Annotated in this window: 14 protein-coding genes and 1 pseudogene; 9 read left to right on the top strand and 6 right to left on the bottom strand. The window is 60.5% G+C overall.

What is annotated here, in order from left to right; genetic code table 11:
* Positions 1-4 precede the first annotated feature (4 nt).
* The 5 genes from OVY29_RS24095 to OVY29_RS24075 form a co-directional block, all read right to left on the bottom strand.
* Positions 5-1096, bottom strand: coding sequence for a copper resistance protein B (locus OVY29_RS24095; protein ID WP_313912435.1), 1092 nt, complete (start codon positions 1094-1096; stop codon positions 5-7).
* Positions 1093-2970, bottom strand: coding sequence for a copper resistance system multicopper oxidase (locus OVY29_RS24090; RefSeq protein WP_110300212.1), 1878 nt, complete (start codon positions 2968-2970; stop codon positions 1093-1095). Before OVY29_RS24090 ends, OVY29_RS24095 begins: the two co-directional genes overlap by 4 nt.
* Positions 2971-3216: 246 nt before the next feature.
* On the bottom strand, positions 3217-3783 hold the full coding sequence (locus tag OVY29_RS24085; protein WP_110300211.1) for an RNA polymerase sigma factor: 567 nt from the start codon (positions 3781-3783) through the stop codon (positions 3217-3219).
* Positions 3780-4220, bottom strand: a complete 441-nt coding sequence (locus tag OVY29_RS24080) for a periplasmic heavy metal sensor (RefSeq protein WP_110300210.1) — start codon at positions 4218-4220, stop codon at positions 3780-3782. The genes OVY29_RS24085 and OVY29_RS24080 overlap by 4 nt, the downstream gene beginning before the upstream one ends.
* The gene (locus tag OVY29_RS24075) at positions 4217-4495 is read right to left on the bottom strand and encodes a hypothetical protein (RefSeq protein WP_110300209.1); all 279 of its coding nucleotides are present in this window, start codon (positions 4493-4495) and stop codon (positions 4217-4219) included. The genes OVY29_RS24080 and OVY29_RS24075 overlap by 4 nt, the downstream gene beginning before the upstream one ends.
* Positions 4496-4669: 174 nt before the next feature.
* Between OVY29_RS24075 and OVY29_RS24070 the strand changes: the two genes are divergently transcribed.
* From OVY29_RS24070 to OVY29_RS24060, 3 genes are all read left to right on the top strand, one after another.
* The gene (locus OVY29_RS24070; protein WP_110300208.1) at positions 4670-5344 is read left to right on the top strand and encodes a class I SAM-dependent methyltransferase; all 675 of its coding nucleotides are present in this window, start codon (positions 4670-4672) and stop codon (positions 5342-5344) included.
* Positions 5344-5775: a DUF411 domain-containing protein gene (locus OVY29_RS24065; protein ID WP_244182016.1), complete on the top strand. Its 432-nt coding sequence runs from the start codon at positions 5344-5346 to the stop codon at positions 5773-5775. Before OVY29_RS24070 ends, OVY29_RS24065 begins: the two co-directional genes overlap by 1 nt.
* 190 nt (positions 5776-5965) lie before the next feature.
* Complete coding sequence (locus OVY29_RS24060) at positions 5966-8251, top strand: heavy metal translocating P-type ATPase (protein WP_279629506.1); 2286 nt, start codon at positions 5966-5968, stop codon at positions 8249-8251.
* A 196-nt stretch (positions 8252-8447) separates the two neighbouring features.
* On the opposite strand, the pseudogene OVY29_RS24055 reads toward OVY29_RS24060, so the two are convergent.
* Positions 8448-8498 (bottom strand): annotated as a pseudogene (locus OVY29_RS24055) (hypothetical protein); the annotation flags it as partial.
* Positions 8499-8522: 24 nt separating this feature from the next.
* Here OVY29_RS24055 and OVY29_RS24050 point away from each other — a divergent pair.
* The 6 genes from OVY29_RS24050 (at position 8523) to OVY29_RS24025 (ending at position 13114) form a co-directional block, all read left to right on the top strand.
* On the top strand, positions 8523-8696 hold the full coding sequence (locus OVY29_RS24050; RefSeq protein ID WP_313912480.1) for a hypothetical protein: 174 nt from the start codon (positions 8523-8525) through the stop codon (positions 8694-8696).
* A 397-nt stretch (positions 8697-9093) separates the two neighbouring features.
* Positions 9094-9444: a hypothetical protein gene (locus OVY29_RS24045; protein ID WP_110300206.1), complete on the top strand. Its 351-nt coding sequence runs from the start codon at positions 9094-9096 to the stop codon at positions 9442-9444.
* Positions 9445-9566: 122 nt separating this feature from the next.
* A complete protein-coding gene (locus OVY29_RS24040; RefSeq protein WP_110300205.1) occupies positions 9567-10025 on the top strand; it encodes a heavy metal-responsive transcriptional regulator in 459 nt (152 codons plus the stop codon).
* Between the two features lie 86 nt (positions 10026-10111).
* On the top strand, positions 10112-10453 hold the full coding sequence (locus OVY29_RS24035) for a hypothetical protein (protein WP_110300204.1): 342 nt from the start codon (positions 10112-10114) through the stop codon (positions 10451-10453).
* Positions 10454-10478: 25 nt separating this feature from the next.
* Positions 10479-12386, top strand: a complete 1908-nt coding sequence (locus tag OVY29_RS24030; RefSeq protein ID WP_110300203.1) for a 2Fe-2S iron-sulfur cluster-binding protein — start codon at positions 10479-10481, stop codon at positions 12384-12386.
* The gene (locus OVY29_RS24025; RefSeq protein WP_110300202.1) at positions 12386-13114 is read left to right on the top strand and encodes a hypothetical protein; all 729 of its coding nucleotides are present in this window, start codon (positions 12386-12388) and stop codon (positions 13112-13114) included. The genes OVY29_RS24030 and OVY29_RS24025 overlap by 1 nt, the downstream gene beginning before the upstream one ends.
* The last annotated feature ends 12 nt before the right edge of the window (positions 13115-13126 follow it).

Here is a 13126-nt window from a genome sequence, read left to right as displayed (position 1 = left end):
CGTTTCAAAACCAGAAGCGGATGCCGAAGACAAAGTTGGTGGCACTCGGATCCTCGCCGCGGGCGCGGGCGAAGTCCGCGCCGTTGCCAATGCGCCAAGTCTGTTCGATCCCGATGTAAGGCGCAAATTCGCGGATAATCTCGTAACGCAATCGCAAGCCAGCCTCGACCTTGTCGATCCCCGCTCCGACGCCAAGGATCGGAATGTCCTGGGCAGCCATGTTGATCTCGACACGAGGCTGGAAGATCAGGCGCTGGGTAATCCGCTGGTCAAGCTCTGCCTCGATTCTGGCCGTAACGTCGCCGCGTTGTGAGACGAAAGCCGCCGCATCAACCTGAAAAAGATAGGGCGCAACACCTTGGATGCCCAGAACGGCATAGGTCGTATCGGGTCCTGCGAGGTCCTGGCGAATACCGGCCTGAAGGTCCCAGAATGGCCTGATCGCACGTGAATAGAGGGCTTGAAACTCAGCGCTTTCGGGCTTGTCGCCGAACGCTCCCTCACCTTCGGTCTTGAACCAGAACCGGCTCGTTGGACCGCCGTAATACCCCTGAAAATCCCAGATGTAGTCTTCTGCGCCCTCTCGGGCATGGACTTCCAAACGATCACCCTGAAACCAGAAAACCGGAAAATCACCGCTTTCACGCCTGAGATCGTCTCGCGAGGCCCGCATTGCATCGGCGCCCCAGATCGCGTCGGCGGCGCGCGGAGGACCGCTTCCTGCCTCTGGCGGTGGGGGGGTTTCCATCTCGGGACCGGGCGATGCAGGCATGGCGTCATCCATGGTGCTGTGATCCATGGTACTGTGATCCATGGTTTCCTGCTTCATTCCGGCCATGGCATCCGGGGCCGGCATTGATCCTTCGGGCATGGCATGGCCCGCATGCGGATCGACCGTTTTGTCATCGGACGCGGCGGGACTATCGGGCATGGCATGCCCGGCGTGGGGATCTGACTGCTGCAATGCCTGCGCCGGACTGGGGGCCGGCGCAGGCGCCGGCATCGGCATAGAATGCCCCTGATGCTGGGCCATCGCCGGTGCTGCGCTCAGCGCCGCTCCCGCAAGGAGGAGCGAGACAAGGGGGCGGAGGTTCATGCTGCACCGCCCGGGCCGACCACGGTCACGGTCTGCATCATACCGCCGTGCATGTGGTAGAGCAGGTGGCAGTGGAACGCCCAGTCACCCGGCTCGTTGGCAGTGAGGTCAAACTGAGCGCTGGCGCCCGGTTGCACGATCACGATGTTCTTGCGAGGCTGGTGGGCTGGCTCTGCCCCATTGACCAACTCGAAGAACATTCCGTGAAGATGGATCGGGTGCGCCATCATGGTGTTGTTGATGAGTTTCACCCGAACCCGCTCGTTCCAGGCGAAGCGGATCGGAACATCACTGACAGAAGAGTACATTCGCCCGTCAAAAGACCACATGTAGCGGTCCATATTGCCAGTGAGATGCAGCTCGAGGAGCCGCGAAGGTTCGCGCGTGTCACGATTCGGCTCAAGCGCCGTCAGCATGCGATAGTTGAGCACGCGGTGATCCACGTCCCGCAGGCCAAGACCGGGATCTCCCATCTTGTCCACCGGAGACATCGAGACCATGTCGAGGCCGGGGCCGACCTTGACATCAGGAGGCAGCAGCGTCGTGTCGCGCATCTTCATGCCGGCCATGCTCATGCCACCCATTGCCATCCCAGCCATAGTGTCATCCGAAGCGCCCATTGATGCATCAGGTGTGGTATGACCCATCGCGGCATGGTCCATGGCGCCCGCACTGCCCATCGCTTCCTTGGCACCGGTATCGGCAGAAGGCGCGCTATGGTCCATGCCACCCGAGCCGTGATCCATGCCCATGTCGCCCATCGTCAGCAGCGGTGGATCGCGCAGAGCGGGTACATCCGCCCGCGCTCCGGGACGGCTCGCCAGCATGGCCAGCGCCATTCCCGACCTGTCCATCGACTCTCCGACAATCGCATAGGCCTCCGCATTCCCTGGCGTAACAATCACATCATAGGTTTCTGCCGTGCCGATCTGAAATTCATCGACTTCAACCGGCCGGACGTTCTGGCCATCTGCGGCGATGATGGTCATTGCCAAGCCGGGGATGCGGACGTTGAAGAAGCTCTGCGCCGAGCCGTTGATGACCCGCAACCTTACGCGCTCACCGGCACGAAACAGATATTCAAGCCCCTCGGTCGGCCCTCGCCCATTGGCAAGGAAAGTGTAGGTCGGAGAGCCGATATCCATGATGTCGGTCGGCATCATCCGCATTTGGGCCCACATGCGTCGCTCTTGCGCAGACAGCGGATAGTCGTCGGTCCACGTGTTCTGCTGGCGATTGAAGTAGCCTTCGCCGGTGCGCAAACGGCTCATGATGAAATGCGGGTCGAGCACCGTGAAATCGCTGAGGAGCAGAATGTAATCCCGGTCGAACTCGACAGGTTCCGGACCAGAAGGATCGATAACCAGAGGGCCATAATGCCCCGATTGCTCCTGCAAACCGGAGTGGCTGTGATACCAATAGGTCCCCGACTGCCGGATCGGGAATTCGTAGCTGAATGTCTGGCCAGGATGAATGCCAGGGAAACTCACGCCGGGAACACCATCCATATGGAACGGGACGAGCAGGCCGTGCCAATGGATTGACGTGTCCGAACCCAGTTCGTTCGTGACATTGAGACGGACGTTCTGCCCTTCGCGCAAGCGGATCAAGGGACCGGGTACGCTCCCGTTGACCGCGACACCCGGACCACGCCGTCCTTCGACGATGCGATGACCGCTGGCCACGGTCAGATCGATCACTTCGCCGGAAAGCTCACCGAACCCAGCAGGAATGAGCGGGCCACCCCGACCGTGTCCGCCTCCCTGATCACGATGGATACTGTGGCCCTGCGCCCAGGCGGGCACAGTGGCAAAGGCTGACGCGGCACCGAGGCCTGCAATCAGGTGGCGGCGGGTAAGGATCGGAGTGTTCATACAAGCATATACGCGCCTGATGCGGACACCCCTCAAATTTTTTTCGCGTCTCTCGACTTTTGCAGTGATGAACTACGCTAGCAGGGCGGGATCGGTTGCTGCGCAGGATAGGCGGCAGCTCGGGGCGATCAGCGAACTTGCTTGCGATGGCCGCTGTGCATGACGATGACCAGCTTTATCGGCCAGACGCACTGGCTCACTCGGGGTCAGCCCATAGTCCCCGCGCCTAAATTCGGCGGCCAGTGGTCATTTGCTTTCGAGATTTGCTTTCAATCGGGCTCGCGCGCGATGCAGTCGCGTCTCGACCGCCTTTTCGCTTACCCCCAGCACAGCAGCCGCTTCTGACTGACTTAGCCCATCAATCGTGCGAAGCACGAGCGCTTCCCTGAGCCGTGACGGAAGGCGCGAGATAGCGGCTGAAACCCGCTTCAGTTCAGCCCGGCTCTCTGCCTGCACATCGCCGGATGTGGCGTCATCAGCGACTTCGAATGCGAGCTCGATCGGCTCCGCCCGAACGAAGAATGCCCGGGCTTTTCGTCTTCGCGACCAGTCGCGACACTTGTTGAGCGCGATACGCTTCAGCCAGAACAGGAATGGTCGGTCATGATCATATTTTCCAAGTGAAGCGAATGCTGCAACGAACGTCTCCTGCGTGAGGTCTACTGCTTCTTGAGAATCTCCAACCGACGCAGCCACGAACCGGAAGATTTTCTCACGGTAGCGTGCCAGCAGTTCCCGGTAAGCATCCTGACGACCAGCAAGTGCGAGAACCGCAAGTTCGCTGTCGCTCCCCTGGCTGAGCGGGAAAGTCACTGCACTTCTGGTGTCAGCGCTTTTGTTACGGTACGGTCAAACCGTGCTGCCTGGTCGGGCGTAAGCACCGCGCGCATGGCGAAAAGATGCTCCAGCGTTTCTTTTTGCAGTTCGCCCATCACCTGATGCGTGTGATCGACCGCAGCCGAAACCTCCGGCCCGTAGCCGTGTTCGGCCTCCATCGCTTCGGCAAGATGGGCATTGGCGGCGCGCATCTCGAGCTCGAGTGCTTTCCGGCGGGTTGAAAAACGGCGTTCAATCAACTCGATTTTTGCCGCCTGCTGCGCGTCAAGGTCAAGCTCGCTGTGCAGGAGCGCATGCAACTCCGTCTCGTCCTCGCCTGTGCTCGCAAGCAGCTCACGGCCAAGATACGTGCCCCCAAGAGCTGCCCCAAATGCAACAAGCCCAATCACGAGCAGGCGCTTTGTCCGGGTCATGAATGAACGTCCAGCAGCGTGGAGGGCGCCAGAGGATTATCGGGCGAAAAAGGCGAAAGTGGCTGGGCTATCGCGGGGCTGGCATCCGCCAATGTACCGGAGATGACGCCGAGCACTAACGCAAACGCGCCGGCGAGGCCCATCAGCCGGGATCCGGCACCAACTTCGCGCCGATGTGCCTCCAGACCTGCGAACACGGCCTCGTCGATCATAGCGAGGTGCGCGGGAATGGGCTGTGCAGCAAGGGCCCGCAGCGAATGGTCAAGGTCATACATTTACAATCTCCCGGACGTTCATTTCACATACGCATCTTATGATAAGATCCCTCAAAATATTTTTGCCCAACCATCGTGAGGGATAATGCGGCGACATGCGTATCAGTGTGTGTGGACAAAGGGATCGATCGCAAAGTCGGCGACTTGCCGTGATTGACAGTACGAGGATGCAGCATGAGCGAAACCCCAACTTTCACTCCGGCTGCGGGCCGGTTTGCTTCGACAAAATTGTATGACCGCGGCGTGGCATTGCTGACGCGCGAACGTCGCTGGCGCAGTGCCTTGCTGGACCTGCTTGACCCCAAGGCTGGGGAAACGATCCTCGATGTGGGCTGCGGGACAGGATCGCTTGCGATCGTTATGAAGCAGCGCGAACCCCAAGCCACCATCATTGGCCTTGACCCTGACGGGCAAGCCTTGGCGATCGCAAGAGAGAAAGCCGCAGTCGCAGGCGTTTCCATCGAATGGAAGAAGGGTTTCGCGCAGGATGCGGTAGCCTGCGGCCCGGCCGACAAGGTCGTGTCGAGCCTCGTATTCCATCAGGTGCCACTCGAGGGCAAGCGAGCCGGGCTCGCCGCAATGTTTGCCGCTGCCGCCCCCGGCGGCAAAGTGTTTGTTGCCGATTACGCCCGGCCGACCAGCTGGTTCATGCGACAAGCCTTTCGGATTATCCAGTTGATCGACGGACAGACCGACACCCAGCCCCATATCGATGGTTTCCTTGAGGCCGAGCTCGGAAAGCTTGGTGGCCGCACGGTGTCATCAAGCTATCAGTTGGATACGCCGACAGGGACGATTTCGATCTTTGTTGTGCCAAGCAGTGAAGACATCATGAAAGGATTGCACTAATGGTCAAGAAGTTCGCGATTTTGCTCGCTCTGATGTCGTCATCCGCCTTGGCGGCTAACGACATCGTCATGCACCGTGATCCGGGCTGCGGATGTTGCGAAAAGTGGGCCGCACAGGTGCGCTCAGCGTTCGGTCGCAAAGTCCAGGTCATTGATGACCGACAACGATCAAGCTTGCAGCGCAAGATTGGCCTGCCCGCAGATCTGGTGTCGTGCCATACCGCGCTGATCGATGGGGTGGCTTTCGAGGGTCACGTTCCGGTTGCAGATATGAAGCGTGTGCTTGCCTCCAAGCCGAAAGGCGTGAAGGGTCTGGCGGTCGCCGGCATGCCGCTCGGTTCGCCGGGGATGGAAGTGCCGGGGCGCCCTCGTGACCGGTTCAATGTGATCGCATTCGGCACGGCCAAGCCGATGGTCTTCAAGAGCTACTAGACGCTGACGTTTAGTCGCAGAGCTTTCGAGCCGCAGCCGGGCCTTACAACCTTAAGAGGGCCGCATATCCTCTCGATCTAAGGCTGAAACCACATCGCCATGTGCAATGGGCTACCCAAGGAGCATGAACATGACCGAGACGCAGCATCGCCATCGCGGGGAGAATGACCACCAGCCTCACCTGGAGGAGATGGCAACGGATCCGGTCTGCGGGATGAAGGTCGATCCGCAAACCGCTAAGCATGTCCTCACCCATGCTGGCGTTCATCACTATTTCTGCAGCGCGCGCTGTCTTACTAAGTTCACTGCCGATCCTGGCCGGTACATAAGCGATTCCCCCCAGCTGCCCAGTCCCGTTCCAAAAGGCGCAATCTGGACTTGTCCGATGCATCCGGAGATCCAGCAGTCCGGCCCAGGAAGCTGCCCGATCTGCGGCATGGCGCTTGAGCCGATGACCCCGACCCTCAGCGATGGGCCATCGGACGAATACAAGGATATGAAGCGCCGCTTCGCGTTCGGCCTCGTGCTTGCCTTGCCGGTGGTCGCGCTCGAAATGGGTGGGCACATGACAGGCCTGCGTCATGTTCTGGACGGAAACCTTGCAAACCTGATCCAGATGGTGCTGGCAACACCCGTGGTTTTGTGGGCGGGCTGGCCATTTTTCGAGCGCGGTTGGGCATCGATCAAAAGTCGCAGTCTCAACATGTTCACGCTGATTGCCATGGGGACCGGGGTCGCCTGGATCTACAGCATGGCCGCCTCTCTGGTGCCGGGAATATTTCCGCCAGCGTTTCGCTCCGATGACGGTTCGGTTGCTGTCTATTTCGAAGCCGCAGCGGTTATCACGGTGCTCGTCCTGCTTGGCCAGCTGCTTGAATTGCGGGCCCGGGAGACGACCAGCGGCGCGATTCGTGCATTGCTCGATCTCTCCCCCAAGCTCGCTCGCCGTGTTCGCGATGATGGCAGCGATGAAGAGATTGCGCTGGACCAGGTCCTGGTCGGCGACACGTTGCGCGTGCGTCCGGGAGAAAAAGTGCCCGTCGATGGCGCGGTCGTCGAGGGCCGCAGCACGATCGACGAATCCATGGTGACCGGCGAGTCGATGCCGGTGAGCAAGGAAGCTGGTGCTAAACTGGTCGGTGGCACAATCAACCAGACCGGGGGCCTGATCATGCGCGCTGAAAAGGTCGGACGCGATACCATGCTTGCGCGCATTGTGCAGATGGTTGCCGATGCCCAGCGCAGCCGGGCACCGATCCAGCGGCTTGCCGACACAGTCTCTGGTTGGTTCGTGCCTGCAGTTATCGCAGTCGCTGCCATAGCCTTCGTCACCTGGTCGCTGATGGGACCCTCGCCGGCTATGGGTTACGGCCTGATCGCAGCCGTGGCCGTCTTGATCATTGCGTGCCCCTGCGCGCTTGGTCTGGCCACGCCGATGTCAATCATGGTGGGCGTCGGACGCGGCGCGCAGGCCGGCATCCTGATCAAGAACGCTGAAGCCCTCGAGCGTATGGAGAAGATCGACACGCTGGTGGTCGACAAGACCGGAACACTGACGGAAGGCAAGCCGGCTGTCGTTGCTATCGAAACCGCTCGCGGCTTCGATGAGGACGATCTTCTTCGCCTTGCCGCCAGTCTTGAACGCAGTAGTGAACATCCGCTGGCGTTGGCGATTGTACGCGAAGCCGAAATCAGAGGGCTCGCGATCAGCGAGCCGACCAATGTCGATCAACCCGTCGGCAAGGGCATCATCGGCCAGGTCGATGGCCGCAGCCTCGTTGCGGGCAATGCTCGTTTTCTTGGCGAACAGGGCATCCAGCTGGGCGCCCTTGCGGAGCGCGCAGATGACCTGCGCAGTGAGGGCGCAACAGCCATTTTTCTTGGCATCGACGGCCAGGCTGCCGGCGCCATCGGCATCGCCGATCCGGTCAAGCAGACGACGCCCGCAGCGCTCCTTGCTCTGGCTCAAGCAGGCATTCATGTCATCATGCTGACAGGTGACAATCGCGTCACCGCCGAAGCAATCGCCCGGCGTCTCGGCATTGCGGATGTTGAAGCCGATGTGCTACCGGATCAGAAAAGCGCGATCGTGAAACGGCTGCGGGATGAAGGACGCATCGTCGCCATGGCCGGCGATGGAGTAAACGATGCACCGGCACTGGCGGCCGCAGATGTGGGTATCGCGATGGGTTCGGGGACCGATGTCGCGATCGAGAGCGCCGGCGTAACCTTGCTGAGAGGTGATCTGACCGGGATTGTGCGCGCTCGCCGCCTCAGCCATGCTACCATGAAAAACATCCGCCAAAACCTGTTCTTTGCCTTTGCCTACAATGTCGCAGGCATTCCGGTGGCAGCGGGAATACTCTATCCCGTATTCGGGATCATGCTGTCACCCATCATTGCTGCTGCGGCCATGGCGCTGTCTTCGGTGAGCGTGATCGGCAATTCGTTGCGGCTTCGACAGATTTCTCTGTGACTTCTACGAGGACAGATTTCTGAATTCCAGGATTCTTGCACTTCTGCCGGTGCAGGATGTAAACATCTCTGGCCTCGGGAACCAGAAGAAGTCAGACTGCGCGACCGCTTGTCGCGCCGCTTCGGTGCTCATCTATGTAGTTGGTAAATGAGGTCGCCGTTGTCCGGGTAACCGAGCGACGGCGACCTCGGCTGGATCAGGAAGCTGCGATCATCTTGCGGCATTCCTCGGCACATTTGCGGCATGCAGCTGCACAAGCCTGGCAGTGATCATGAGCATGTTGTCCGCATTCAGCGGCGCAGCTTTCGCATACCTCCGCGCAGAGCGAACAAAGCTGCTTGGCGAAGCTGCTTTTGCGCGCAATAAAGCTTGCCGCGAGGCGGCAAAGGGCTGCGCAATCGAGCGTGAGCTCGATGCATCGCGTCATGGCCTGAACCTGATCTGACCTGAGACATGAGACGGTGCAAGTATCGCAGGCATCTGCGCAGGCGTTGCATGCGGCAAGGCAGTCGAGATGGTTGTTCGACATCATTTTTCTCCAAATGAGTTGAGACCTTTGTCAGGTCGTTTGGCGTTCTACGCTCCGGACTACGGTCCCTGGTCAATGGTCGCTTTTCAGATTTTTCTGATCGCATTTTGACGAAGATCAATGATCCAGATTTCCCTTGACCTAGGACCATGGTCGAAGGTGCATAAGCCCGTTCGGTGCTGCGATCAGACGTGGAGCATGCGCCTTTTCGTCCCGAAGTATGTCTGCATAAATTTCTGATTTTGTGCGCAGGATTAACAGTTTGATCGCTGGCTGCGGCAGCGGCTGCGGCCTTTTGTAGGAGCATCGTGATATGAAGAAAATTTTCGCATCCTTGCTGATCGGCGCCGCGCTGATCAGCGCTTCACCGTTGATCGCCCAGGGCATGGAGCATAGCTTTTTCATGCGCGGGCACGTCGTCGCGATGGAGGATACGGGCCCGGTGATCTGCATCGGCAAGGCCGACGGCGCGCAGACCGGTCAGGTTCTGGATGTTTACCGGGTTGAGTACCGGCACGCGCACAGACCCGAGCAGACGAGTTACAAGCGGGTGAAGGTTGGCGAGGTCAAGATCACCGAGATCATCGATGATCATTTTGCTCGCACGCAGGTGACCGACGGCAAGCTCAAGGAGCACGACATCGTCGAGCTCAGCCGCAAATGAGCAGTGAGCGGGGCAACGCAGGCCGGCGGCTGCCCCGCTCCAGCCCAAGATGGATGCATGGCCCCAATGAGACGATGCCTACGGGTCTGGGAACAAGCGAACCCATCTGAAAGGAGCCGCAAATGCAAGGTTACACCATCGGGGCGCTGGCTTCAGCATGTGGCGTGCGGCGCGACACCATCCGCTATTATGAGCGCTCTGGTCTTTTGCCCGAACCCGACCGGACGGCCTCCGGCTATCGCATCTATGGGCGCGACGATGTAGAACGGGTCAACTTCATCAAGACCGCGCAGCTGCTCGGGTTTACACTGAGCGAGATCGTGCTGCTGCTATCGTTGCGGCACTCTCAGGCCAAGTCTGCTGCCGAGGTTGTCGAACTCACAGAAAAGAAGATCCGCAGTCTGTCGGACAAGCTTTCTCAGCTCCGGAGAATCAAAAGAGCTCTTGCTCAGCTGGTCGCGGATTGTCCTGTGGATGTGCCTGTCAGTGACTGCCCGATCCTCGGGTATATCGCCCATCCGCAATCCCGTCGCCAGCTCAAGCAGTGGTCCGAAAACCCCCCTCAACAGGTTGCTAGCTGACCTCCTCGCAAGACGTCTCCCGCGCACGGCCTTGGCCAGCCAGCGCTGCCTGATAGAGAAATTTCATTCAGAAGAAAGGAACGATCATGGCTTTGCTTAGCCCCAAATGGGCCCCGCTCGTATCGGCGCTCGCGATTACCGCAGCGCTGGGTGCCTGTAGCCCGGCATCAGAGGCCGACAACGTCGCTGCCACCAAGACCGATACCAGCACTCCAGAAGACGACCCGTCAGAAATTGCACGCGAAATGCACGATCAGATGAACGAGGGCCAAGCCATGCACGATTCGATGAAGGATGGCTCCATGCCCCACGATCAGATGGGGCCGGCTGCTTCGCATGGTCCGGGGATGAAAGGCATGGGAAGCAAGGCCGCCACCGACGCTCCGCCCAAGGACAAGGCCGACCCGATGCCGATGAACGACATGTAAGCGAAACAGCCGGGCGTAGGCCAACATGAGTATCGTCTTCACGAAACGCCTCGCGCGGCATTTCCTCATCGCGGCTGCCGCCATCATCGGCCAGGCGGCAGCCGCGCAATCAGCCGACGATCATGCCGCGCATCATCCCGGTGGCGCCGCGACATCGGATGCTGCGCCGCAGACAGTCTCACCGTCTCCTATTGCCGCCCCATCCGGCGCCAACCCCATGTCCAAGATCATGGACGAGATGATGGGCGGCGAGATGCAAATGGGCAAGCAGACCAGCACTTATTCCGCGTTGCTGGCATTTCCAGAACTCGACCGACCGGCGCGCGAGCGCGCGGCCGTCGAGGCGAACGCGCGGGTGCATCGCGGTTTGCGCCTGGCGAGCGAAGTCACAAGCAAAGCACATGGTCCCGGCGAGACCGACGGCACCGAAATTGCAACCCAGCTGCGCGAGGCAGCAGCGCTGATCGAAAGCGGCTCGGCCACGACTGCTGTCCTCAACGGACAGAGAAGCGGCGCCAGCGTCGCCAACGAATGGTTCCGCTTGGAAACGGGGCTTACGCCCGCCGACACACACGCTTCTATGGCAGGACGGCTGTGGGGCCTTACGCCGGGACATTGGCTGTTCATGGCGGCCACCCTGCTCGCACTGGGAGCGCTGTTAGCTCTGCAGATGCTGCGGCTACGCCGTGTCAGGGCACTCGTCGTCCCGGTCCCGCACGCGGCGCCGGCGACCGACTTGGCAGGCCCGTCGCCGATCGCCCCTGGCCAGGCTATCGCCAGCCCGCGCATCTCCGGCCCTACAAGCAAGTCGGCACGTCACCCGGACCTCTCTGGTCTTGCCCCCACGGGCAAACCTCGCCCCTGGAGCGGCGAGCTGCGCGTCGCCCAAATCTTCAACGAAACGCCGACGGTCAAGACCTTCCGCCTGGTGCTCCCAGGCTCCGATCGGCTTCCTTTCGACTTCCTGCCCGGCCAGTTCCTGCAAATCGCGGTATTGAAGGAGGACGGCACCAAAGCCAAGCGGTCATACACGATCGCCTCTTCACCGACGCAGCGCGCCTATGTTGAATTGACCATCAAGCGCGAGACGCAGGGCGCTGTCTCACGCCATCTGCACGATAGCGTCACAACCGGCGACCGGGTTCAAATTGCAGGACCATTCGGCCGTTTCACCTTCACCGGGAGCGAAGCTGAGAGCATCGTTCTGATTGCCGGCGGCGTCGGCATCACGCCGATGATGTCAGTACTGCGCTTCCTGACCGATACGGCCTGGCCCGGCGAGATTTTCTTCGTCTACGCAGCCCGCTCGACCGACGAATTTGTCTTCCGGGAGGAGATCGAACAGCTCGAGCGCCGCCACCCCAATCTCAGTGTTTTTGCATCGATGGAACGATCGCCGGGAACGGTCTGGAATGGACCCAAAGGACACATCACCCGCGAGTTGCTTGAAAGCGCGGTTCCCGAAATCGTCGGACGGCGCATCCATCTGTGCGGGCCACCGCCAATGATGGCCGCCATGCGCGAAATCCTGATGCAGATCGGGGTGCCCGAGGCGCAGATATTCAGCGAGGCGTTCGGACCCGCTTCGCTGCCAATCGACGAACCTGGCGAGCAGAGTGCCGCGCAGGCGGGACCCCTGCCCGTTGCGTCGGCCCGTGCACGGTTGGCGGCAACAACGGTAACCTTCTCGGTAGCCGGCGTTTCGGCGCCACTCCACACCAACGAGACGATCCTCGAGGCTGCCGAAACAGCCGGTGTTGAGATCCCCTATTCGTGTCGGGTTGGCGAATGCGGGGTTTGCGTTACCCGCCTGCTAGCAGGGGAAACCGCGATGGAGACCGAGACCGGTCTCGACCCCGACGACAAGGCACAAGGCTATGTGCTCGCCTGTCAGGCACGTTGCACCCGAGGTCCTTTGGTGGTGGAAGCTTGATGCGCGAGCGCGGCGACATCTTGATGACCTTGGCGGCAGCCTTCGTGCTTCTCTTTCCACTCGGTTTCGTGGTTCATGCGTCGCCGCGCTTTCCCGGCAGTCTGGCGGGAAGCTTGACCGGGATCGCGGCTGCGGTACTGATGCTCCTTCCTCTCGTTCATGTCGCCGCTCGGCGTATTGGGCGTTTTGGACGATGGCTCGATCATAGGATCGAGAAGCGGACTTTGCTGGCGATACACATCTATGCGGGTGTGGCGGGGCCAATCCTCGCACTTGTCCACGCGGCACACAAGTTCGAGAGCCCGCTCGGCATCGCACTGACCGGCACTGTCATACTGGTCGTCTGGAGCGGGTTTGTCGGTCGTTATTTCCTGGTCCAGATCACAAGAGCCGTCCGCGCCCGTACATCCGAACTTGCAGTGCTCCGGTTGGGACTCGAAGCGGATCTTGCAAGAGCCGTGCCCATTGCAGGCGGAGGTCGACCGAAAAGCAAAGGTTGGCGGTTCTTGTTCGCCCCGGCCGACGAATTCGAGCTCGCCGATATCGCTGATGCCAGACGACGTGCCGAGGCTCTTGCCGATGCCGAATACGCCGTGCGCGCCGAACGCGCGGCTGCCGGCCTGTTTGGGGGATGGCGAGCGATCCATGTCGTCACCAGCACACTTCTCTATGCGCTGCTGCTGCTCCACATCTGGGCTGGCTATTACTTCGGGTTTCGCTGGCTGTGAATGGCGCGCGCC

The organism is Sphingopyxis sp. SE2 (assembly GCF_032227185.1).
Taxonomy (GTDB): Bacteria; Pseudomonadota; Alphaproteobacteria; order Sphingomonadales; family Sphingomonadaceae; genus Sphingopyxis.
This window is presented reverse-complemented; position numbering and strand designations above follow the sequence as displayed.

What these genes read in the sequence shown, in the direction of transcription:
- OVY29_RS24075 (WP_110300209.1), bottom strand. Translation starts at nt 4,495, where the DNA reads ATGTATGACCTTGACCATTCGCTGCGGGCCCTTGCTGCACAGCCCATT.
- OVY29_RS24040 (WP_110300205.1), top strand. Translation starts at nt 9,567, where the DNA reads ATGCAAGGTTACACCATCGGGGCGCTGGCTTCAGCATGTGGCGTGCGG.
- OVY29_RS24050 (WP_313912480.1), top strand. Translation starts at nt 8,523, where the DNA reads ATGAGCATGTTGTCCGCATTCAGCGGCGCAGCTTTCGCATACCTCCGC.
- OVY29_RS24035 (WP_110300204.1), top strand. Translation starts at nt 10,112, where the DNA reads ATGGCTTTGCTTAGCCCCAAATGGGCCCCGCTCGTATCGGCGCTCGCG.
- OVY29_RS24065 (WP_244182016.1), top strand. Translation starts at nt 5,344, where the DNA reads ATGGTCAAGAAGTTCGCGATTTTGCTCGCTCTGATGTCGTCATCCGCC.
- OVY29_RS24080 (WP_110300210.1), bottom strand. Translation starts at nt 4,220, where the DNA reads ATGACCCGGACAAAGCGCCTGCTCGTGATTGGGCTTGTTGCATTTGGG.
- OVY29_RS24045 (WP_110300206.1), top strand. Translation starts at nt 9,094, where the DNA reads ATGAAGAAAATTTTCGCATCCTTGCTGATCGGCGCCGCGCTGATCAGC.
- OVY29_RS24060 (WP_279629506.1), top strand. Translation starts at nt 5,966, where the DNA reads ATGGCAACGGATCCGGTCTGCGGGATGAAGGTCGATCCGCAAACCGCT.
- OVY29_RS24070 (WP_110300208.1), top strand. Translation starts at nt 4,670, where the DNA reads ATGAGCGAAACCCCAACTTTCACTCCGGCTGCGGGCCGGTTTGCTTCG.
- OVY29_RS24030 (WP_110300203.1), top strand. Translation starts at nt 10,479, where the DNA reads ATGAGTATCGTCTTCACGAAACGCCTCGCGCGGCATTTCCTCATCGCG.
- OVY29_RS24095 (WP_313912435.1), bottom strand. Translation starts at nt 1,096, where the DNA reads ATGAACCTCCGCCCCCTTGTCTCGCTCCTCCTTGCGGGAGCGGCGCTG.
- OVY29_RS24090 (WP_110300212.1), bottom strand. Translation starts at nt 2,970, where the DNA reads ATGAACACTCCGATCCTTACCCGCCGCCACCTGATTGCAGGCCTCGGT.
- OVY29_RS24025 (WP_110300202.1), top strand. Translation starts at nt 12,386, where the DNA reads ATGCGCGAGCGCGGCGACATCTTGATGACCTTGGCGGCAGCCTTCGTG.